Source organism: Shewanella scandinavica (assembly GCF_031932065.1).
GTDB lineage: Bacteria > Pseudomonadota > Gammaproteobacteria > Enterobacterales > Shewanellaceae > Shewanella > Shewanella baltica.
In genome coordinates, this window is the sequence record NZ_JAUOES010000006.1 from 116178 (window position 1) to 139213 (window position 23036).

A 23036-nucleotide genomic window follows, 5' to 3' on the forward strand; every position below is an offset into this window, starting at 1 on the left:
TTTTGATTTATAAATCAATAATACTAGCCAATACTCCAGTTGCAAATCTTTGTATATCAAAAACTAGAGGGTATCTGCCATGTCTGAACAGTCTTTTTCAAACGCTAACAAGGGTTCTGAGACGTTTAACGGCTCAGCTGCTGCCAGTTTTGTCTCGCAAAAACGTTTCTACGACGACGCGAATTTCCCCAAAGGCTTCAAACGAAGCGGCGATTTTACTAATAAGGAAGCTGAACTGCTTGAATTGCATGGTCATGCAATGAAGAATTTAGCCGAAGGTAAAACCTTGCCCTGCACCTCCGATGAAGCCCAATTTGTGGAAGTCGCCAAAGGAAATATCGCGCCCAGTAGCTTGTTAGAGCAGATCTGGGTAAAGTATCGCAGGCTCGCCATGGGGAAACCCTTTTATGCCGTGGTTGGTACAGTGCATTTGCCTGCAACCAAGCCCGAGATAGAAGTTGAGGCCGAGGCTGTATTTGATATTGAAGATGATGTTCAGGATGAACCTGAACCCGAGGATAAAGAATGAAAATTAAGGTTTGCTACTAAATGCGTGGTTGGATTTTATATAAAGAAACCGCGACTCAGCTAAAACCTGAATGGTATGAAATTGAGCGTCTACTGGCGGCAGCAAAAGCCGACAACATACAGTTGCAAGTTTACGCACCTGATGAATTTGATCTGACTGTCACCAGAGAAGATAACAAGAGTATTTTATTGAATGGGCAAGCCGTCGAGCTGCCCGATTTTATTATTCCGCGAATGGGATCAGGCACAACTTACTTTGCCTTAGCCATTATTCGCCACTTAGAAAGATTAGGGGTGTATTGCCTCAATCCTTCTAAAGCCATTGAAATCGTTAAAGACAAATTATTCTCCCAGCAATTGTTGGCAGAGAAAAATTTGCCTACGCCTAAAACCATGTTGGTTAAGTTCCCCGTCGATATAGCCCTCGTAGAGCGCCATCTCGGCTTTCCTGTGGTGATTAAAACGCTTTCTGGCTCACAGGGCAGCGGTGTGTTTTTATCCCACAAGGCACGTGAATTTGACGATCTAATGCAGTTGATTGAAGCGACCAACAAAAACGCTAACATCATTCTGCAAGAGTTTATCGCTAACAGCCATGGGCGCGATCTTCGGGTATTTACCATCGGTGGTCGTGTTGCAGGTTGCTACGAAAGGCGTGGTCAAGAAGACAGCTTTAAAGCCAATGTCAGTGCCGGCGGCTCAGCGCGTCCATTTCAAATCACTCCTGAAATTGAATGGCTTGCCACGCAAACAGCCAATATTCTCGATCTCGATGTTGCGGGTATCGATTTATTGTTTGATAACGGCCATTACAAAATTTGCGAAGCAAACTCATCCCCGGGATTTGAAGGCTTAGAATCCTGTTTGAATGTGGATATTGCCGCGCAAATTTTACACTTTATTCGCATCCGTTTAGGCATGTTTAATAAAGATGAGCCTAGTAGCCCCAAAATGGTTATTACTGACAATGTAGAAACGTCTGTAGCGCCCGTCATCGAGCCTAAATAGCGGACGAGGGACAACTTAATATCTAGCGGTATCACGCCGCTAGATATTCTTAAATTGATTACTATCCCCCATTTATCATGTTTCACATCCATTGGCATCTCGCGCCACAAGCAAAGCTGCAATACTGAAGCCATTTCTAGGTAGCACTAGCCCCTCCCTTACCGTTTGCGTTAGCCTTCAATCCACAATTGATGTGATGTTTCGCTCAAATTTCATTCAATGCCGCTAAAATAAGTCCTACTTTTGTTTTAAATCACAAATTTTCGCATTTTTTAAAACATTTTATTCACATCGCGAAATTTGCTGTTAAACTCCAAATGTTGATTTTTTATGGCACTAAAGTCTGACCTTATCGCTAAACATAATAAGAATAATGCTGGAGTTACTCCTTAACATGTCGATTCGCCTGTTACCCCTCATCATAGCGTCACTCGTCAGCACTCAAGTGCAAGCCGATGACTTTACTATTCAATTAGGCGGCTTCTACTCGCAATCAGACACCAATATGGAAGTCACTAACCCAGTTTCGGGTAATAACTTCACCTTAGATTATGAATCTGATCTCAAACTCGCTGAAAACGAATTCCTGCCTTTTATCGAGTTAAATTATCACTTCAACGAGCGGCACAATATCTACCTCGACTGGAAACAACTCCACCGCAGCGCCGATACCCAAGCCCTAGCCAAACCCTTCCAGCTCGAAATCAACGACACCATTTACGATATCAAAGCGGGCGGTAAGCTCAGTTCAACCTTAAACATCGATGTGCTGCGCTTAGGCTATGGTTATGATGTCTTTCAAGGCAGTAACTATGATGTGGGTCTGTCATTTGGTTTACACACTATGTTTATCAAGACAGGTTTTGAAGGTATGATTGGGGTTTGCGCTTCGTCAGAATTACTCAATAACGTCTGTGGTAGCCAAGCGATCCCGCGCATTGTTGATGAAAATGTCACTGCACCACTGCCGGACTTTGGCATTTATGGTCAGTATGAATTTGTTCCAGGTTGGCAAGTCACCAGCCATGCACAGTATTTCTACATCACACTCAATGATGTAAAAGGCGAGCTTGTTGATATTAAAGTCGGTGTTGATGCACAAATCACTCAAAACTGGCGTATGAGCGTGGCCTATAACTACTACAAAGTTGATGTGGATATCGCCCAAAACTCGCCGAATAAAGACACTCAAATCGCCGATTACAATATCTATTACAGCTTTATCGGCCCTATGCTTTCCATCAGTTATTCTTTTTAATTCAAACACATTCTATTAAGACTTTATTGTATTAAATCGCTGCGCCTCGCTAAAACTATCGCTCAATCCCCAGCTAAAATCAGTGTCCAAAAATAAGGGCACCTACTGGCGCCCTCATAATTCAACTGATTAACACTATTTACGCCCATCTTGCTCGCGCTTGGCTTTAAAGTCAGATGACTCAAGCCAATGGGGCCAATCGGTACTATTGGCTAAGGTGGTAATCATACTGGCGATGAGATCTAGATCTTGGCTTACACCACCTAAATTCCAGCTTGGATCATAATCATCGGCAGGCTTGTGATATTTATGGGCGATATAATCAGGATCGGTATCCCCAAGGCTCATAAATAGCAATCCAGGTACACCTTGTTGTGCCAGCGCAAAGTGGTCCGATCTAAACATCAACCCATTCTGCGGTCTTGGATCGGCTTTAACTGAACGCTCTTGGGCCTTCGCGGCGTTATCTAAGTATTGCTCCAACTCAGATACGCCTTCACCATAACGCAAAATGTAATCCACGCCCTTATTCACATTCATGCCATCGATATTTAAAAAGGCGACGATGTTTTTCGTTGGCACACTCGGATGCTGAGCAAAATGCTGTGCACCGATCAGACCGGTTTCTTCCGCCGTAAAGGCACTGAAGAGCACCGAGCGATCCAGTGGCGCCGTCTTGGCTTGCTGTTTGAAGTAACGCGCCAAGGCTAAAACCCCCGCCACACCGCTGGCATTATCGACCGCTCCGTTCAAAATCTCTGACTTACCGTCTTCAATCACAGTGCCAAGATGATCCCAATGGGCATGCATCATTACTACTTCGTCGGGGCGCATTTTGCCGGGCAGTAAAGCCGCGACGTTATGGGACTCGGCGCGTTCAATTTTATTGTGTAACGTGAGCTGGGCGCTCAACTTAAGTGGGATAGCCTTAAAGTTTGGCTTGGCTGCTTGCTGCTTTAAGGTATCAAAATCCAATCCTGCTTTAGTAAAGATTTTTTGCGCGGTTTCGTGCTGTACCCAACCCATGATGCCAACTTGGCCTTGGTTATTATTGGCATCGACCAGAGTAAACTTAGTGCCCGTGTTGGAGTTTTGCACCACACCCCAGCCATAGGCGGCAGGCGCGGTTTCATGGACAATAAACACAGCCTCAGCGCCTTGACGCGCGGCTTCCTCATACTTATAAGTCCAGCGACCGTAATAGGTCATGGCATTGCCTTTAAATACCGCAGGGTCTTGAGTCGCAAAGCCGGGATCATTCACAAGCACGATAACGGTTTTGCCTTTTACATCTAACCCTTGGTAATCATTCCAGCCATATTCGGGCGCGTTGATCCCGTAGCCGACAAACACCACATCGCTTTTATTCAGGCTCACGGTTTCGGCGATTCTTTGGGTTCTCGCGGTAAATTCACTGCCATTGGCAAATTTAAGTCCGCCGATATCAAGCTGCATATTTTGATCTGCGCTAATTTGCGCCAAAGGCACGGCCTGCAGATAACTGTCGCCAAATCCGGGTTTGAGACCCATATCTTTAAATGCTTTCACTAAATAGTCTAAAGTTAAGGTCTCACCTTCAGACAAAGGCGCACGTCCACCGAAGGCATCACTGGCTAAGGTTTTAACATCGGTTCGGTATTGCGCGAGATCGAGGCTTTGCACAAATGTGGTTTCAGCTAAGACGGGTAATGAGATAGTGGCCATCAGACTTGTGGCTAAGATGATATTTTTCACAACTTTCTCCCAAGTTATTATCATTATTTGATTTTAAGGATAGACTTTACCATATCATCTTTAGTTTATGATGGAAGTCTTAGCGCAAACGGAGTCGCTGCTGCCCAAGCACAAACGGTGTTCATGCCTTCATCGAGCCGAGGTACTTGTGGTTAGCCTTGAACAGATAACAACAGAATAAAATAGCGAAAATCTTAAAATATCCGTGCATTTTCATTAAGTAAGGTAACAATATGTCGCTAGAGTTATTACAAGCCGCTGCACTGAATCTCAAAAAAGCAGTGCCTCTGATGCTCAAACATAAAATTCCGACCACCCCGGTTAACTATGCGCTTTGGTACACTTATGTTGGTGAACAGAATCCCGAATTAAATCAACGACTCGATACCGTTATCGCCCAGTACAATACCTGTCCTCCTGTGAGTAGCGAACTCTTATATCGCCAGTATGTTGCCGATCCCGTTGAACTCGATGTCCGCGAAATGCGCCAGAATCTGGATGCTATGGTGACTGAGCTGTCCCAATCGCTCAAAGATACCAATCTGGATGCCAATGAATTCCAGTCGCGCATCGAGAGTAATTTTGAAAAGCTCAACCGCATCGAATACGAGGGTTTTAGTGTTGAGCAAGTGCTCGATCTGGTGCGCAGTTTAGTGAAAGAGTCAGACAATATTCGCTCGAGCACTGAGTTCTTTACCGGACAATTGCAGAAAGCGCAAACCGAAATCGATGCGCTAAAGAAAAAGCTAGAACAGACAGAAAAAGATGTGCTCTACGATGCGCTGACTGGCTGCTTTAATCGCCGCGCCTTCGACAGCGATTTTGCCGGTATGTTGGCCCAAGCGCCCTTAGGCACCTGCTTGATCTTGGCCGATATCGACCATTTTAAAGTGTTTAACGACACCTACGGCCACCAGCTTGGCGACCAAGTGTTACGCGCCGTGGCGAAACGGCTACAGGAGTCCTGCCGCGATGGCGCGAAACTGTATCGTTTTGGCGGTGAAGAATTTGTGATTATTGTGCCTAAAAGTCAGTTACGCATCGCAAGGCAACTGGCAGAAGCCATGCGCCGTGGGCTCGAAAAGCTCAGTTTGAAAGACAGACGTAAAGACGAGCGCATCAATAATATCAGTGCCTCATTTGGGGTTGCCCAATGGCAAGAAAAACAAACGGGCATGCAGTTGATTGAAGCGGCAGATAAATTACTCTATGACGCGAAACGTTTAGGTCGAAATCGCGTGTTGCCGATCAGCAACTGATTGTGATGGCTTGATTATGCTAACTGGAACGTAATGAATTAGCCTGAAGCCGATGATTCGGCTTCAGGCTAGGATGATTAAAAGACAGTCATTTGGCGGTTACTGATAAGCACTATTTGGTCAGCATGATTTAATCAACATTATTAATGTTGACATTGTTAGCTCAAAGCAGCCTTAACGCTTTGGTTGAAGATTGCGCTAAGGCTTAAATTAACGTGCGACCTAATGAGTAAAGCTGCGCGTTCCAGAAGCAACCTTCCCTTGTATCCCATTCCCTATTGAAGCTGAAACATCGGCACTAGCCGTATCCATTGACTCATCCTCAACCGGTATCGCCTGCACCACAAAGCGCAGTTCGGCGCCACCTTGAAGCGCATCAAACGGATAACAAGTGATTAAGGTTAAGCGATTATCAGCGGATGGCGCCATAAACTGCGTTTCAGTTTCATGCACCACCTGAGTCGCAACTACTTCATAAATAATGTTATTTCCCTTAAGCGTCTGCAGCGATAATCGGCGCCCCACCGCCATGCCATTGAGGATCGCAAAATGTGTGTCCCTGTGTCCGGCAATCACAGTATTGCCCTTTTGCCCCGCTGGCGCACTGGACAATACCAGACTCGGACCAAAGGCCAAATTTCGCCCTGAAGCCCCCGCCAACACATATAAACTGTCATTAAGCTCGGCTTCAATATCGCTATTAGCCGCCGCTTGTTCACGATAAATGGACAGCTTTGCCACGGGGTAAGTATCCGCCCATGACCAAGGCTTATGAGATTGTCCATCGGCTAAGGTTTTAGTCCACGCCTGTTCAATCAAATACTGGGCAAAGTGTGCTTTAGCTTGCATATAGAGTCCCTTTCCTAACAATGTTGCGCCAATTAAAAATAATCCCACCACTAAAAATCGCTGTGTTCTGCCTTTGCTCATCGGGCTTTACTCGTCGTTCATGATTCATGGTTCATCGATGACAGGCAAGCGCGATCATGGCCGCCTTCTCTTCACGTTTTTGTCGCAGAATCGATCCCATAAGTACCAAGGCCAGCAGCAAGGTCAGCGCACCCAATAACATATCCAAACGGTTCGAGGTCGCAGTTTGTGGCAAGGCACCAAAAGGCTGCCAACCTAAGGGCAAGTGCTGACGCACCACAGCATCGCGGCTCATTGCGGTTGAATCTATGGGGGTTAAGTCCACCGCCACTAAACTGGTATAAGCGCTGACTAAGTGATAATTCATCGACAAGGCCGTGACTTGCTGCCTAACCTTGTCATCATTCGCACCATTTTTACTCAGCTCCAATGCACCAATCTGTTTACGCGCCCACAGCAAATCTAAACCCGCACCTTGATTAGTGATAAGTCCCGCTGAGTTGTCCTGAAGCGATAACGACTGTTGCCAGTTTTTATGCCCTTGGCGACCTGAGATCACTAATTCCTGAGGCTCACGGGCGCTGCGTTTTAGACTCACAAGCACAGGCTCGCCGCGATACAGATCGGCAATCGGTGATGGCCAGTAATCGGGCACACTGCCATCATCAAAACGCACTTGAATATCGGTTAATACGGGATATTGAATTTTGCTCAGCAAGGCACTGATCTTCTCGTCGACTTCATCCACTTTGCCAATATAAGTAAAAGTGCCACGACCCAGTTCTGCCGCCCTTTGCATAAAGTGAGAATTAGGCGCCGAGCCTATGCCAACAGTAAACAAGCGGCTCTCACCGATTTGGTAGCGGATCAAATCGAACAAAGCTTGCTCATTGCCCACAGAGCCGTCGGTCATAAAGATCACTTGGCGCAAAGGCTGCACGGCATCGGGCGAGACACTGCCCAAGGATTTGGGCAAGGCAGCGTCCAGTGCCAGTGCCATTTCAGTGCCACCATCGGCTTGTAAACGGCTCACAAATTGACGGGCGCGGGACAAATTAGACGAAGTCGCCGGTAATGATGTCGCTGAAAACAGAGACAGACTGGAATTAAATTCTATAATGTTAAAACTGTCCTCGGGCTTGAGTCCTTTTAATGCATAAAGCAGTGCATTTTTGGCTTGAACGATAGAATCCCCCGCCATAGAGCCCGAAGTATCAATCACCAGAATTAATTCACGGGGTAAACTCGGCTGGGTGCTCTTTTCGACCTTAGGAGGCAACACCATGACGAGACTGTAATTATCTTCATTCATGCCGTTAGCTTTGCTGGTTTCAAGCGTGTCCTGAGACAAATTATCGCCATCGGGTTTATGGGTCTTATCCTGTTGATTAAACACCCAAGCCATTGGACTCGTACCCTGCTGTACGCGCCATTGCAATACGAAGTCGCGATTGGCAGGCACACGTTGCGCCAACAACACATCAACAGCGCCGCTATTGGTTTGCTTGAGTTTGATGTCATGGTAAGGGCTCTCAATTGACGCCTTATCAACCCCCTTTGCCAGCAAGACTTGAATGTCAGCCTTGAGCACAGGATCGCGTCCACTGGCGCCGTCCCGCACAGGCGCCACAATCCGGTCAGCATCAAACACCTGCGAGCTGGTCACTCGGCTCGATTGGCGTGCCATAGGCTCATTTGAATCGCTAGCACTTACGTCAGAGGTTAGGCCTGGGATATACCGAGGCGCGACCACCAGCGGAAAACGTAGGCTAAATAAGCCATCTTCATATTTTATACTCTCCTGATAGCTGATTTCGACAATCAACTCTTCCTGCGGTGCTAGGTTGGCCACTTCGGTCGTGAACATATTTGGCCGCTCTTGGCTCACTAAGCTGGCGCGTTTGCCTTCCGCTTTGGCTTGCTCAAAAATCTGCTTAGCCTCGGCCTTAGGATGAATTTGCCCTTCGATGACCCTTTGGCCGATATGTAATCGCAGCGAATCCACCGCGGCCTCATTGGGCAGCGGGAACAGATATTGCCCATTCAACACAAACTCAGTGTTATTGCGAAAAACCTGCTTCACGCTAACGCGATTACTTAAGCCAGAGACTTGCATCGACACTTGTGTATCGAGTGGCAAAGATGGCACCCAAGCGCCGCTCGGCTGACGATAAAGCAACAACCCCTGAGTAATGTCATCGTAATTAATGACCTGTGATTCTGCCGTACTTTGAGCAGTATTTTCGTCGACCAGCGCCGAAGCAATATTCTGCGGTTCAGACAATGTGCCCGTGCTATTGGGTGAGGCTAATGCCACAAAGGGCAAGCCCCAACATACGGCGGCACTGATCATTAATATCGCTAAGCTTTCGCTGATTTCTTTTACCCTTTTCCCTGTGATCATCACAAAGGCTTCCTTCTTTCTATTAACCAATATGGACTGACGTTCGCAGCCGTTAAAATAAATGTTCTAAATTGACGGCTTAGAATGGACGACTAACATCGACCGCTATTGCGTCGTGCGCGTTGCCGTCAAGGTTGAATGAGGCTGTAAGGTCAAGGTCACACGGCGATCGAACACATCAGATTCCCTGTCCTGCTCCGCTTGCAGTGGCGATAAAGCGCCAAAGGCTTGTGTTGTCATGCGTTCAGCTGCGACGCCCTGCTTAATCAGGTAGCCACGGACTTCCAGTAAACGTTGCTCAGAAAGGGCTTGGTTGTAGCTCACATCACCCCGGCGATCGGCATAGCCTTTCAATTCCAAATTAAGCTCAGGCGACAGATTCATCACCTCGGCCACATCATCTAATTGGGGCAAAAAATGCGATTCGACCTCAGAGGAACCGGTGCGAAACTGCACGTTTAGCCCTAGGGCGAGTTCACTGAGCAATTGACGTTGCGCAGATAGCAATTCATCAAGCTCTTGCTGCGCCTTGGCATACTCGCTAGCGCGTTTTTCGGCAGTTTGTTGCTTGACACTCAACTCGGATAATTGCGACTCTTGCAGGTTGATCTGTCTTTGCTGAACGTGCAGCGTGTCTGTGTCGCTAACCGACTTACCAATCAAGGTGCCAGTGAATGCACCAATAATGGCCCCCACTGGGCCACCGACTAACGCGCCCACTAATGCACCACCATCGAGGCCAATTAAGGCTTCTGGCTGTTCGTCCTCATTGGCGTATTCGCCATCCATCGCCATACCGCTGGCATCGACATCATTATCTAAGCTGCGCTCCTGTCCTTGAGCTTGGTTTTGCAGTGAAACCCGCGCCGACACACTGGCGACTGGCGCGCTTAATAAACTCAAAACCAACAGATTAATTAGTGTCTTTTTCATCATCTCATTCCTTTTTGATTATTAGCTGAGCTTGCACTCGAACCTGAACAACAAGTTCAAAACCCCATGAGGTCAAAACGGGTGCAAAACTGAATGCGGCTATTAAACACAAGTGGAATGGCATGAGCAGGGATGGAAAATGGCAATGCAACTATCAATTGTGGCAACAAAATGGCAATTGCATTTGTGGCCTTTTATCTCGAGTAAAATCCTGTATAGTCACGAAAACTTACTCCCCCAAGTCAATAGGAATATGGCTCTATGAAGCGTATCGCCATAGTGGAAGATGAAGCGGCCATTCGCGAGAATTACAAGGACGTGCTGCAACAACACGGTTACAGCGTGCAAACCTATGCCGACAGACCATCGGCCATGTTAGCCTTCAATACTCGTTTACCGGATTTAGCCATTATCGACATCGGCTTAGGCAATGAAATCGACGGCGGCTTTATGCTGTGTCAGTCTTTACGCGCTATGTCGAGCACGCTGCCGATCATCTTTTTGACCGCCCGTGACAGTGACTTTGATACTGTTTGTGGCCTGCGTTTAGGCGCCGATGATTACTTGAGTAAAGAAGTGAGTTTCCCCCATTTAACTGCGCGCTTAGCGGCCTTGTTTCGCCGCTCCGAGCTTGCGGCCAGCCAAACGGCGCAGGAAAACCTGCTCGAACGTGGCCCACTGACGATTGATGCCAATCGCATGCAAGTCTATTGGAACCAGTTGCCGATTGAGCTTACCGTCACCGAATTTTGGATGGTGCACGCGTTAGCCAAACACCCGGGCCATGTGCGCAGTCGCCATGAATTAATGCAAGAGGCGAAGATTTTTGTCGATGACAGCACAATCACTTCCCATGTGAAACGCATTCGCAAGAAATTCATCGCCACCGCGCCTGAGTTTGATTGTATCGATACGGTTTATGGCATGGGTTATCGCTGGGACAGCTTAGCCTGAACTCTCGCGATACCTTGATGCACGTAACCTTGAGCCAATACACTTTTGATCCCATTGAGGCTGATCCCTAACTTATGACACGTTTCCCCTTTGGTCTACGCACTAAAGTCATCGGCCTTAGCCTGTTTTTGCTCTGCCTACCTTGGCTGGGGTATCAATATGTGTGGGAGATGGAAAAGTATCTTCGCCACGGTCAAGAACGCACCTTAGAAGGCACGACTCAGGCACTGGCCACCGCGCTGCACGAACGGCCGAAATTGTTCGATGGACAAGCGAGCTTTTTAAAGCAAGTGGAAAAGAGTCGCGATCTGTACGCCTATCAACTCAATGGGGCGATTCTGCTCGACGGTAAACTCAACGAATGGGAAGAATATCAGCACAGATTTATCCAGTACGGTGAGGCGCATCAACTCATGCGCGCAGATCCCAACGCGCCGCTGACCTTAAGCTTTACCCACATGGTCGGCCAGTACGATGGTTATCTGTATGCCTTCTTTCAAGTGACCGACCCAACTGTGGTGCTGCGTGGCAAAAATGCGTTAAGTGTCGATAGAAACGATCATCTCTCGATTGCGACACTCGCGCCCGACAATAAATTTAAACGCTATATCGTTGCCACCACGCAACCCGGTTGGATCAGCGCCTTCGAGTTACCTGCCAATCCTAAGCAAACTGTGCCCGTCAAACCTGAAGTGCGCATCCAAGGACAATGGGCGACCACAGATGTGGGCTACAATGTCGAGCTGCGTATTCCCTTAGACATGGTCGGCAGCAAACTCGGTTTTGCCATCTCCGATGTTAACGACAGCAAAAACCGCGATGTGGCAGCCGTTGTCGGCACCTCGGCCTTAGATACGGTCGATAATCTCGGCACTGTGTTGGTGCCATCGCCAGAAATTGAAAACATTATCAAAGGTATGAGCCACTATAGCTCACGCATTTGGGTGGTCGATAAGCACGGCCGCGTACTGGCAAAATCGGGCGATATTCGTGCCAATGACAGTGTATGGACCCGCACCTTAGAAGATGAAAAGAGCACCACGCTGTGGGAAACCTTCAAGCGCGATTACTTGCATCCGCTGTACTATAAAATTCTCACTAAGCCGCCCAAAGACTTTATAGACTCCTTACAAGACTCCACCGAGCTTGATGGCAGTCATATCCAAAAAGCCCTTGCGGGTCAGCAAAGCTCAACTTGGCGCTTAACCCCAGACAACAAAGCTGTGGTGCTCGCTGCCGCCAGCCCTATTTGGATTGATAACAATGTCATGGGCGCCGTTGTCGCCGAAGAAACCACCCACGGAATTCGTACCCTGCGTAACCGCGCGCTGGAAAAACTCTTTAACGTGATTTTGACCATTATGAGCATGGGCACCTTGGCGCTGTTCTTTTTCGCCTCGAGTATTTCTAACCGTATCCGTAAACTGCGCGATGAGGCCGAAAATGCCATTGATAGCCAAGGCCGCGTACGTAATCACCTCAAACCGTCTAAAGCACGGGATGAAATTGGCGATCTGTCCCGCAGTTTTTCCAGCATTGTCGGACGGCTTGGTCAGTACACCCATTATCTGGAAAACATGTCGTCGCGCCTGTCCCATGAGCTACGCACGCCCGTGGCGGTTGTGCGTTCATCACTTGAGCATTTAAACCTGCAAACCTTAGATAAAGACACGCAAAAATATGTCGACCGCGCCCAAGAAGGCGTCAGCCGCTTAAGTATGATTTTAAATAACATGAGCGAGGCAACGCGCTTAGAGCAGAGTTTAACCCAGGCCGACATCACTAAGTTCCCACTCTCCCAAGTGGTCAGTGGCTGTATGCAAGGTTACCAAATTACCTATCCAGAACAAGGCTTTAGCGTAAAAGTGCCCGAGCAGCCACTGATGATGCAAGGTGTACCGGAATATATCGCCCAGTTGATGGACAAGCTTATCGCCAACGCCATTGAGTTTTGTGATAAAGACAGCGCTATCGAAGTCACGCTCACCCAAGTGGGTAAGCAAGCGACATTACTTATCAGTAACTTAGGACCAGAATTACCTGTTGATATGTCGGAGCAGATTTTCGATTCCATGGTGTCGGTACGGATAAATCAAGTCCAAGACAAACCCCATCTTGGATTGGGTTTGTATATCGCACGATTGGTCGCCGAGTTTCACCAAGGACAAATCCTCGCCCGCAATCGCAGCGAGCATAATGGCGTCGATATCCTAGTAACCTTGCCATTAAGCTAAGAATCACGCAGCCTTTGAGCTAAAGTCACACAGCCTTTAAATTATGAGTCACGTTGCCTTTGAGGCTCGGCATCATAATCTAACGACCGAACAGACAGGCGCCAATAACATGACTCAAACTCATCATAGCGCCGTCTGTTATTTCGGCGCGCAGATGCTAAGATGACCGCCATAACAATAGATTAGATATCTCCAATGGTTCTTCTCCAACATTGTTCAACCTATTCGTTCAACCTAAATGCCAAGGTAATGCTCCAATGACAGATAAACATCATCAAGCCACCCAAATCGTCAGCTTAGGTCGAGACAAAAAATGGACCAAAGGCGTGATCAATCCGCCCGTCTTTCGCGCTTCGACTATCGTCTTCGAAACCATGGATGAAATGCGCCACGCCGCGAAAAATAAAACCAACGGCGAGATGTTTTATGGCCGCCGCGGCACCCCGACTCATTTTTCGTTTCAAGCGGCAATTGCCGAATTAGAAGGCGGCGTAGGTACGGCGCTGTACCCTTCTGGCGCGGCGGCGATCAGTGCGGCGTTATTGTCATTTTTAAAAGCGGGCGATCACCTATTGATGGTCGATAGCGTGTATGAGCCAACGCGGGATCTGTGCACCCATATTCTCGGCGGTTTTGGTATCGAAACCACTTATTACAATCCGCTGATTGGCGCGGGTATTCGCGACCTTATTCGCCCCAATACTAAAGTGTTGTTTTTAGAGTCACCAGGCTCCATCACCATGGAAGTGCAAGATGTGCCGACCTTGTGCCGCATCGCCCACGAACATGGGCTGATTACTATGCTGGACAACACTTGGGCTTCACCCATCAATAGCAAACCCTTTGAAATGGGTGTGGATATTTCGATTCAAGCGGCGACCAAATACATCGTCGGTCACTCGGATGTGATGATAGGGACGGCTACGGCCAACGAAAAATACTGGCCACAATTACGTGAACACAGTTACTTGATGGGACAAACCACCTCCCCTGATGATGTGTACCTTGCCGCCCGTGGCCTGCGCACCTTAGGCGTGCGTATGGCACAGCATGAAAAAAATGCCCTGCAAGTTGCCAACTGGTTGAAAACCCGACCAGAAGTCGATCATCTGCGTCACCCGGCATTTGATACCTGCCCCGGCCACGAGTTCTTTAAACGCGACTTTAGCGCCTCCAACGGCTTGTTCTCCTTTGTATTGAAACAAGGCGATGCCGATGCGGTCACCGCACTGGTTGAGAATATGAGTCACTTTAAGATGGGCTTTTCTTGGGGCGGCTACGAGAGTTTAATCCTCGGTATTTTCGGCATTGAAAAAATCCGCTCCGCGACTAAGTGGGATGCGAGCAAACCGTTAATTCGTTTGCATATTGGTTTAGAAGATCCCGCGGATTTAATTGCCGATCTCAGTGCAGGGTTTGAACGCTTTAACGCAGTACTAGCGGCCAAAGCTAAGTAGCGATAATGATCGTGATAGGATTTAAGCGAGGTCGTTAGAGGGCAATATTTATTGCGTTATGTCATTAGCGGCTAAATGCTAGCAGCCTATAAAAACAAAAAGGGGCAGAATAAACATTCCGCCCCTTTTTGTTATCAACACTGACTGCAAATTCAACTTATTTCAAATATTCATGCTTACAGCAAAGCACTGCAAAGCTATAAACTGTTCGGCGATTAATTCGCTTTCGCTACAGCACTCAACGCAGGGTCAACCCAAGCGGCTGAGCCATAAAGCGGCACTGTCGACAAGGCATGTTTATGGCTGCCGTTGGTCTCTTTCGTCGAATAGGACAAATACAGCAGAGTCTGGTTCTGTGCATCATAAATTCGGCGCACTTTTAATGACTTGAACAAAATACTCAGGGATTCGGTGAAAATCACTTCGCCGTGTTTACCCATGTCGATATTAGCCAAATCGGCCGCGTTAATTGGCCCAGTTTGACGGCAACTTATGCCCATATCCGATGGATCGGCAAAATCTAAATTGGCTTCGATACGACTAATATGGCAAGTCACCCCAGGAATTTTAGGATCGTGCTTAGCATCGATAATCACATCTTTAGTGGTAAAAAGCCCTAAGCTCACCTTACCTACATCGTCACCACAACCCGCGAGCAAAAAGCCCACAGTGGCGGCAAACGCACACTTCAACAGAGTTTTCATTCCTACATCCTTTTACATTAGTGCTTATATAAGTGCTTATATGTTAGTGATTTTATGTTAATGCTTATATGTTAGTGCTTAGCAAATAGCTTTTGTGCCCAGCGAGTTAGCCCTGCAGTCACAGAGCCAAAGTGATCGCCGACCACGACCGGAATATCGGGATAAATACCGGCGATTTTCGCGTAGATAGCAGGGCTTCGCGCCGTACCACCTGTGACGTAAATCACATCGGGTTTGCATTCTGCAGCATTGTCGGTAGATACATTCTCGTTATTCACAGAGTCTTGAGCTAAACCATCAGCCGCTAAGGTTTTTGCCGCTTGCGCAAGCGCTTGGTGCATCAGGGCTTCTACTTTTGTCAGTGAAGGCTCGATAGCATTCTCAAACACATTACGACTCACACCCGCGTGCAGCGCCGCTTCGATAAAATCCAGATTAACATCAGTATTATCGGTATCTGACAGGGCAATTTTGGCGCGTTCGGCTTGACGGACCAACTGATAGCTTAGCTGCTGTTGTTGCACTTTTAACAGTCGGTTGAGTAACTGTGGCTGCTCGGCTTCTTTCACCAATTCATCAATCAGTTTACGGCTGCTTAAGGTACTGAATTCACGCTGGGCGCTAATATCATTTACCGCCACCGCATTCCAAAAGGCTTTACTGGGCATAGGTTTGCCATTGGTCATTAAAGAGCCTAAACCAAAGTGCGGCATAAAGGCATTCATTGCAAGGGCGATATCAAGATCGTTACCGCCGATACGCTGACCACTATGGCCGAGGAAATCTTCACTGCGATCCGCTTTTTGTTGATGGGCGGGTCCCATTTTTACCACAGAGCAGTCCGTTGTACCGCCGCCCACGTCGACAACCAGCACGGTTTTGTTGTCGGTCAAGCTCGCTTCATAATCCATCCCAGCCGCTAACGGCTCAAACAGAAAATCAACGTCGACGAAACCCGCACGTTTTGCCGCTAAGGTCAAAATGGATTCGGCCTGACGGTTACTCTCTTCACCGCCTATGCCTTGAAAGTTCACCGGGCGACCAATAATCGCATGGGTAATCGTTGCCGCAGCGCCTTGTTTGGCAAGCTGCTTTTCCACTAATACAGATTCGGCGCGTACTTTAATGTGCTGCATCATCAGGGTAACTATGTCTTCAAACAGGGCCACTTGCTCGGGTCTAAGTCCCGTCGCGCCTAAAAAGGATTTTGGCGAACGGACATAGAATCCCTCCTCCGGCATCTCTAAATACGCGCTTACCGCTTGCTCACCGACAAACACGGCCTGAACGTCAGCATCGAGATCTAACTCATGGCGCACCATACGGGCACGGCTCAATTGTGCGGCGCGCTTTTTGGCGTAATCGGCTTTTAATTCAATAGGGAGACCACGATAAACCGCCTCGGCGATCAGTTCCCTGTCCATCGCATATAAGGTCGAAGGTAAATAAGCTGATTGCTCTGATAACGCCAATAACTGCACATCATCACCCTGCATGATCCCTACGGCGCAGTTAGCACTACCATAATCAAATCCAACAAACATACCTTTTACTCCCGCGATAAAAAAGCCGAGCAAGATAACATAGTTTGCGATAATGCCCAAGGAGTTAACACTGCAGGCTTTGCCCGCAAACTGGCGGCGCGTGTAGCGGGCTCAATGGGTAAAGCGCAGTTGCACGGGCAGCATTTCAGTCCAATCCAAGATGATCATCTTAAGGTCATATTTCTGTCACACTCGTCATCAAGCTGACATATTTCCCTCGTATCTTTATCCCAGATAAATCCCAGACTGATTTTGGCGTGTACGCAGTATTTATCATTGAAATTCCTTCACTTGTCGGCAGTAAATCTGATTGCACAAAGGCGGATGAATGCTATTGTATATTGCGCCATGACGCTTGCTTAAAGGAGCTGTGCAGTGTCCCCGAATACCGATAAACTTTCGATTGATAAAGAACTCTCTTGGTTGTCTTTTAATGAGCGGGTATTGCAAGAAGCCTGCGATCCCAATGTTCCCTTAGTGGAGCGAGTGCGCTTTTTAGGGATATTTTCCAATAACATGGATGAGTTTTTTAGAGTGCGTGTGGCTGCGGTCAGGCGCTCGATTCTACTGTCATCCCTGCAGGAAGGTCGCAGCAACAGTCGCCATTTAATGGCCAAGATCCAATCGAAAGTGATGGCATTGCAAGAAAGGTTCGACGGCATATACACGGATTTAATGCGCGAGCTAGTACGTCGTAATATTTTGTTAATCAATGAGAAACAATTAAGCGAGTTCCACAGCGACTGGCTGAAAAAGCATTTTCGTGATCAATTTAAACGCCATATCGCCCCGCTTATCGTCAATAACAATCGCGATTTGATCAAACAAATCAACGACGACGCCACCTATTTATGTGTGTGTTTGTTCACTAAGGCTCGCCGCCAATACGCCTTAGTCGAAGTGCCAACCAAAAACGTACCGCGGTTTATCGAACTCCCCGCTGAAAAGAGTAAAGCGAAAAAATATCTGATTTTATTAGATAACATTATTCGCCACTGCGTAGATGAACTCTTTGGCCCCTTCTTCGAGTACGATGCTATCGAAGTGTATTCGATGAAGTTAACCCGCGATGCCGATTTTGATATCACCGACGAGCTAGAGCAAACTCAGCTCGAAAAAATGACTAAGGGCCTCAAAAAACGTCTGACCGCAGAGCCAGTTCGCTTAGTGTATGACAAAGAAATGCCCGAACACATGTTGGTGATGCTTAAAGAAAATCTGAACATCAGCTCGACAGAATGTTTGATCCCAGGCGGGCGCTACCACAGCTTTAAAGACTTTATCGCCTTCCCCAACCCGAGCCGCGACTACCTCGAAAACGAAAAACTACCGGCGCTCAATAGCGCAGGTTTTGGCCGCAGCGCCAACAGTTTCGATGCGATTCGGATGGGCGATATCATGCTCAACTATCCGTACCATAAGTTTTCCCATTTTACCGAAATGGTGCGTCAAGCGGCCTACGATCCGGCGGTGCGCTTTATTCGAATTAATTTATATCGAGTGGCAAAAAAATCCCATGTGATGCAATCGCTTATCGATGCAGTGAAAAACGGCAAACAAGTCACCGCTGTAATTGAACTGCGGGCCAGATTCGATGAGCAATCCAATATCGAATGGACCCGCATCTTGGCCGAAGCGGGCGTCAAAGTTCACCACGGTATCACCAGTTTAAAAGTGCATTCCAAGTTGTGCTTGATTGGCCGCGAAGAACAAGGGGAAATCAAACTCTATTGTCACGTCGGCTCGGGCAACTTTAACGAAGGCACGGCGCGGGTTTACACCGACTTGTCACTGTTCACCGCCAATCAAGAGATTGCCCGTGAAGTGGAGCAAGTGTTTGACTTGATTGAGCATCCGTATCGCCGCGATAACTTCCAGCATTTAATCGTGTCGCCCTACGATGCCAGACAAAAACTGAGTCACTTAATTGATAATGAAATCGTTAATGCCCAAAGCCATATGAAGGCGGCGATTACCTTAAAACTAAATAACTTACTCGATGAATCCTTGGTCCAAAAGCTCTATGAAGCCTCAGCGGCTGGGGTCAAAATTAAGTTACTCATTCGCGGTATGTGCTCGCTTATCCCGCAAATACCCGGGATCAGCGATAACATTGAAGTCTACAGTATCGTTGATCGGTTCCTCGAACACTCACGGGTGATGCTGTTCCACGCTGGCGGCGAGAACAAACTCTTTATCTGCTCCGCCGATTGGATGAGCCGCAACATAGATAATCGCGTCGAAGTGAGTGTGCCGATTTATGATCTGCGCCTAAAACAAATGATAATGGATATTTTATCCTTACAATTCAATGACAATACTAAAGCGCGGGTCATCAACAAAGAACAAAGTAACCCCTATCGAAATCGGGGTAACAAACGAAAAGTGCGTTCTCAAATTGCCATTTATCAATATCTGATTAATTATGAGAAGCGCCAACTGCAAGAATTTAATGCCTTACGTATGTCCGCCCATGAGGGTGATGCTGAGCGAGAGAGTAACGTTGAGCCAGACATAACGCCCGAGTTACAGGCCAAAGCCAGCTAACGCTGGCTTTATATCGCTTTGATTGCCTAAGGATAATCCGATTGGTAGCCACACATTCGCACACACAGCAACACACATTACTAAAGTCGCAGGCACCACAAACCAATGCGCCCGCAAATGCTAAATCGCGCCACTTTGTTGCCATCGATATGGGATCGAACAGTTTTCATCTGGTCATCGCCCGTGAGCAAGATGGCAGCTTGCAGATTTTACACAAAGAAAAACAACAGGTTCAGCTCGCCACTGGGCTCAATGCGCAGAATATTCTCGACAATGACGCCATAGAACGTGGCCTCAATTGTCTGCGGGATTTTAACCAAAGATTTTCCAATCTCGACCAAGCGCAAGTGCGATTAGTGGCCACCCACACCCTCAGAATCGCCAAAAACCGCGATCAATTTATCGAGGCCGCGCTCGCCATCATGCCCTATCCGGTGGAAGTGATTTCAGGCCATGAAGAAGCGCGTTTGATTTATAACGGCATTGCCCAAAGCCAAGTGCTTGGAAAAAGTAATTTAGTCATCGACATTGGTGGTGGCTCGACCGAAGTCGTGATCGGTAAAAAGAATACCCCAACCCAGTTATCTAGCCTGCGCTGCGGTTGCGTGAGTTTTAACGAGCGTTTCTTTATCGATGGACTCATCACCCCTGCCTCATTTCGTGATGCTCAAAGCGCGGCCGACAAACAGTTCGCCTCGCTCTCCAAGGAATATTTCGCGGGCGGCTGGGAACTCACGTTAGGCAGCTCAGGCACAGTGAAAGCCATCTGCGAAGCGATTCAAGAAGAACACGGCGATGAAACTATCACGCTGCCACGACTAAAACAGCTCAAAATCAAGTTGATCAAATGTGGCCATATTAGCCAAATTCAATTTGCCAATGTCGATGATAAACGCATTCCTTTAGTGCCCGCCGGACTTGCCATTTTAATCAGCTTTTTTAGGCGCTTACCGATACAAAAGCTCGAGTTTAGCCCAGGAGCACTGCGTGAAGGCGTACTCTATGAACTGGCAAAGATTGGTCAGTATCAGGATATTCGCCACCGCACCGTCGACAGTATTGCCCAGCTTTATCATATCGATATGGCCCACGCCGCTAAGGTACGCGACACCGCCATGGCCTTGTTTGAACAGGTCGCCGATGAATGGCAATTAAGGCCCCATGCACGCTTGCTCGCCTATGGCGCAACCTTACATGAGATTGGGCTACACATTAATTCAAAGTCCCTGCACAAACACGGTGGTTATATCATCAGCAACAGTGACTTACCCGGGTTTAGTGAAGCCTTGCAGCAGGATTTAGCACGGCTTATCACCAACCACAGAAAAAAGCCCAACGAATTAATGCTGGCTGAACTTGAACCCAACCATAAGCTCACGCTGAATCGTCTGCTCTGCCTGCTGAGGCTCGCGGTCTTGCTCAACCTTGGCCGTATCGCTAAGACATTGACCTTAGATCATATTAAAGTGATCCCCGATGGGCTCATGCTAGTGCTACCGAGCCATAAGCGAAAAATCAGCCTGTTTATGAAGGATTTACAGCGGGAACAGAAACAAATGCTCACCCTTGGGATGAACCTGCGATTAGTGTCTAGTTTGACTTAGCTGTTACGGCGTTAACTCTGCCGAACTTGCCTGAGGCGAGTGTGAGTTAGCTCTGTGTGAATGATTTTAGCGAAGGATTCGGTGCTAAAATATTGCCCTTAATCGAGGGCAATTATCTCGCCTAAAAACAAGGTTAAGTTAGCTGTCAATCTGGCTTGATAACGGGATTTCAACAGCATAGCGGTTGACTTAATCCATGCGCCACAACAGATTAAAGTTTAAAGGATTTTTAACCCTTCACTAAAGCACAAATTCCTGCTCACGCGTTTGCCGCTGAGTGGGGATTTCTGCTATCATCCACGGCTGACTAATCATAATTCCACGAATTTAAAGATAATCAGAGTCAAACCCTTTTTATCTCGCGATATCAGCCCCATCGCCTGCAGGTACAAGTATGATTAACCACTTTAGTGTGCTCGGTATAAAACCCAGTGCCAAAGAAGACGACATTAAAAAAGCCTATCGACGGCTGTCAAACAAATATCATCCCGACAAGTTGTTAGGCGCCTCGGAAGAGGAAAAGCAGCAAGCCGCCGTACAACTTGAACGCGTTAAAAATGCTTATGATGTGTTGTCAGATCCTAAGCGACGAAATGCGTTTATCAAAGATTTCAATAACGTCATAGTGACCGATCCCGCTAGCGCCATGCGCGAGCTGTGGGATCAATTTTATCCTTGAGCGTTTTCTAGAGTAAGTGCCAAATGGTCAAAAAACTGAATATCTCACGCATTAATGAGCTAAAAAATAATGCCTACGACAATATCGAGTCCTACGACGATCCCGATACACCTAAAGCGCTAGAGCAATTTACTAGCCAAATCAAAAAGGTGTTAGAAGCCGATCCTAAGATGCTCGATACTGTGCCTGAGTACCTGCCTGTCGCGCTTTACGGTCGAATTAAGTTTCCCGCCGAAGCCAAACTCAAGTGGGCGCATTGGATAAACACGGCAACTCAACCCGAGTGGGATGAGTTTAAAGTCACGATTGGCTTTAACAATGCTGATTTACCTTTAGTGTTAGCCGTGCGTGGTTACTCGGAAACCTTACTGATTGAAAGCTGCGCCGTACTGTATTTACTTGAAACTCAAGGTAAAGCAACGCCTGTAGCGAAGCATCACGACGATGAAGATGATGACAACGATTATGTTGGCACCTCAGATAACGACGACGATGATGAAGGCGAAGAGGAAGATGGCTACTACGATCACTACGATGATGAGGACCGCTAATGAACACTAGTCTCATTGAGATTACCGTCGCCGAAATTAAAGAGTTGGCGGACGTAGAGCCAAAACAAGCGAGCAAACGCTTTGAAATCATTGCAAATACTATGAGCGACGAGCAATTAGTCGAAGTCATCGAACACATGGATATCGTCACGCTGACCCAAATCAACAGTCACCATGATATCTCTTGCCCTTCGATCATGTCTGAACTCATGACCCCGGAACAAATTCGCGACATCGTTTGTCAGCAACCTTTGTACTGGGAAGAAAAAATTAAAAATAATGCCGAAGAACTGATTCAGCATACCTTTGATTTTTTGACCTATTTAATTCGCATCCAAGATAGCGAAGAAAAACAAACTGCGATTTTAGAATGTATCGCCGAAGATCCTGCGGGCCTCTTCTACCTGTCGATCCCTTTCATCGAAATGATGTTAGGCGAAAAGCATGAAGATGAAGACGGCTACACAGATCTCTACGATGACGAAGAAGACACTGAAACCATAGGTTACGATAGCCGCGTCGCCAGTGAAGATGCACACAGCCTTAGCATAGACGACCCACGCAGCCTAATGGCCTTGATCCACGAGCTCGCGCCCGATGTTGAAAAAGCCATTAAGAGTCTGCTGCGTAACGAAAGCTCAGGTTGGGAAATGATCATCAGCAAGTTTGTCAACGAGCTGGTTATTCAAGCCAAAGAGAAAAACCAAGTGACGGATGAATACGCTGAAGTCGATGATATGTTTAGCTTTTTGGATTAAGGAATTATTT

The 23036-nt window shown here is 47.4% G+C and carries 18 protein-coding genes; 12 read left to right on the forward strand and 6 right to left on the reverse strand.

Annotated elements, in window-relative coordinates; all coding sequences use genetic code 11:
* Positions 1-79 precede the first annotated feature (79 nt).
* The 3 genes from Q4Q50_RS06790 (at position 80) to Q4Q50_RS06800 (ending at position 2794) form a co-directional block, all read left to right on the forward strand.
* On the forward strand, positions 80-529 hold the full coding sequence (locus tag Q4Q50_RS06790) for a MaoP family protein (protein WP_011846617.1): 450 nt from the start codon (positions 80-82) through the stop codon (positions 527-529).
* 20 nt (positions 530-549) lie between these two features.
* The gene (locus Q4Q50_RS06795; RefSeq protein ID WP_311898884.1) at positions 550-1536 is read left to right on the forward strand and encodes an ATP-grasp domain-containing protein; all 987 of its coding nucleotides are present in this window, start codon (positions 550-552) and stop codon (positions 1534-1536) included.
* Positions 1537-1930: 394 nt separating this feature from the next.
* The gene (locus Q4Q50_RS06800) at positions 1931-2794 is read left to right on the forward strand and encodes a DUF481 domain-containing protein (RefSeq protein WP_006081343.1); all 864 of its coding nucleotides are present in this window, start codon (positions 1931-1933) and stop codon (positions 2792-2794) included.
* Positions 2795-2929: 135 nt separating this feature from the next.
* Here the strand turns inward: Q4Q50_RS06800 and Q4Q50_RS06805 are convergent, their stop codons facing one another.
* The gene (locus Q4Q50_RS06805; RefSeq protein ID WP_311898885.1) at positions 2930-4552 is read right to left on the reverse strand and encodes a M28 family metallopeptidase; all 1623 of its coding nucleotides are present in this window, start codon (positions 4550-4552) and stop codon (positions 2930-2932) included.
* A gap of 209 nt (positions 4553-4761) precedes the next feature.
* Between Q4Q50_RS06805 and Q4Q50_RS06810 the strand changes: the two genes are divergently transcribed.
* Positions 4762-5787, forward strand: a complete 1026-nt coding sequence (locus Q4Q50_RS06810) for a GGDEF domain-containing protein (protein WP_311898886.1) — start codon at positions 4762-4764, stop codon at positions 5785-5787.
* Positions 5788-6009: 222 nt separating this feature from the next.
* Here Q4Q50_RS06810 and Q4Q50_RS06815 read toward each other — a convergent pair whose 3' ends face one another.
* The 3 genes from Q4Q50_RS06815 to pdsO all read right to left on the reverse strand — a co-directional run bounded on the left by Q4Q50_RS06815 (position 6010) and on the right by pdsO (position 9997).
* Entirely contained in the window at positions 6010-6717 is a 708-nt protein-coding gene (locus Q4Q50_RS06815; protein WP_259507522.1) for a class GN sortase, read from the reverse strand.
* Between the two features lie 31 nt (positions 6718-6748).
* The gene (locus Q4Q50_RS06820) at positions 6749-9061 is read right to left on the reverse strand and encodes a marine proteobacterial sortase target protein (protein WP_311898887.1); all 2313 of its coding nucleotides are present in this window, start codon (positions 9059-9061) and stop codon (positions 6749-6751) included.
* 105 nt (positions 9062-9166) lie between these two features.
* Entirely contained in the window at positions 9167-9997 is an 831-nt protein-coding gene (gene pdsO, locus Q4Q50_RS06825; RefSeq protein ID WP_311898888.1) for a sortase-associated OmpA-like protein PdsO, read from the reverse strand.
* 258 nt (positions 9998-10255) lie between these two features.
* Between pdsO and pdsR the strand changes: the two genes are divergently transcribed.
* From pdsR to Q4Q50_RS06840, 3 genes are all read left to right on the forward strand, one after another.
* Positions 10256-10948, forward strand: a complete 693-nt coding sequence (pdsR, locus tag Q4Q50_RS06830) for a proteobacterial dedicated sortase system response regulator (RefSeq protein ID WP_006081337.1) — start codon at positions 10256-10258, stop codon at positions 10946-10948.
* A 74-nt stretch (positions 10949-11022) separates the two neighbouring features.
* Positions 11023-13182 (forward strand): proteobacterial dedicated sortase system histidine kinase, encoded by a 2160-nt coding sequence (gene pdsS, locus Q4Q50_RS06835; RefSeq protein ID WP_311898889.1) that lies wholly within the window; start codon positions 11023-11025, stop codon positions 13180-13182.
* Between the two features lie 257 nt (positions 13183-13439).
* Positions 13440-14639: a cystathionine beta-lyase gene (locus Q4Q50_RS06840; protein WP_071938816.1), complete on the forward strand. Its 1200-nt coding sequence runs from the start codon at positions 13440-13442 to the stop codon at positions 14637-14639.
* 215 nt (positions 14640-14854) lie between these two features.
* Here Q4Q50_RS06840 and Q4Q50_RS06845 read toward each other — a convergent pair whose 3' ends face one another.
* Positions 14855-15343, reverse strand: a complete 489-nt coding sequence (locus Q4Q50_RS06845; RefSeq protein WP_259510073.1) for a CreA family protein — start codon at positions 15341-15343, stop codon at positions 14855-14857.
* Between the two features lie 71 nt (positions 15344-15414).
* Positions 15415-16887 (reverse strand): molecular chaperone, encoded by a 1473-nt coding sequence (gene yegD, locus Q4Q50_RS06850; protein ID WP_311898890.1) that lies wholly within the window; start codon positions 16885-16887, stop codon positions 15415-15417.
* A gap of 375 nt (positions 16888-17262) precedes the next feature.
* Between yegD and ppk1 the strand changes: the two genes are divergently transcribed.
* From ppk1 to atcB, 5 genes are all read left to right on the forward strand, one after another.
* Positions 17263-19434, forward strand: a complete 2172-nt coding sequence (gene ppk1 / locus Q4Q50_RS06855) for a polyphosphate kinase 1 (RefSeq protein ID WP_126492120.1) — start codon at positions 17263-17265, stop codon at positions 19432-19434.
* A gap of 41 nt (positions 19435-19475) precedes the next feature.
* Positions 19476-21038, forward strand: a complete 1563-nt coding sequence (gene ppx, locus Q4Q50_RS06860; protein ID WP_259581739.1) for an exopolyphosphatase — start codon at positions 19476-19478, stop codon at positions 21036-21038.
* Positions 21039-21432: 394 nt separating this feature from the next.
* Positions 21433-21717, forward strand: a complete 285-nt coding sequence (gene atcJ / locus Q4Q50_RS06865) for a cold adaptation protein ActJcold adaptation protein ActJ (protein WP_006081330.1) — start codon at positions 21433-21435, stop codon at positions 21715-21717.
* A 23-nt stretch (positions 21718-21740) separates the two neighbouring features.
* Positions 21741-22268 (forward strand): cold adaptation protein AtcA, encoded by a 528-nt coding sequence (atcA, locus tag Q4Q50_RS06870; protein ID WP_220776016.1) that lies wholly within the window; start codon positions 21741-21743, stop codon positions 22266-22268.
* Positions 22268-23026 (forward strand): cold adaptation protein AtcB, encoded by a 759-nt coding sequence (atcB, locus tag Q4Q50_RS06875; protein WP_006086363.1) that lies wholly within the window; start codon positions 22268-22270, stop codon positions 23024-23026. The genes atcA and atcB overlap by 1 nt, the downstream gene beginning before the upstream one ends.
* Positions 23027-23036 lie beyond the last annotated feature (10 nt).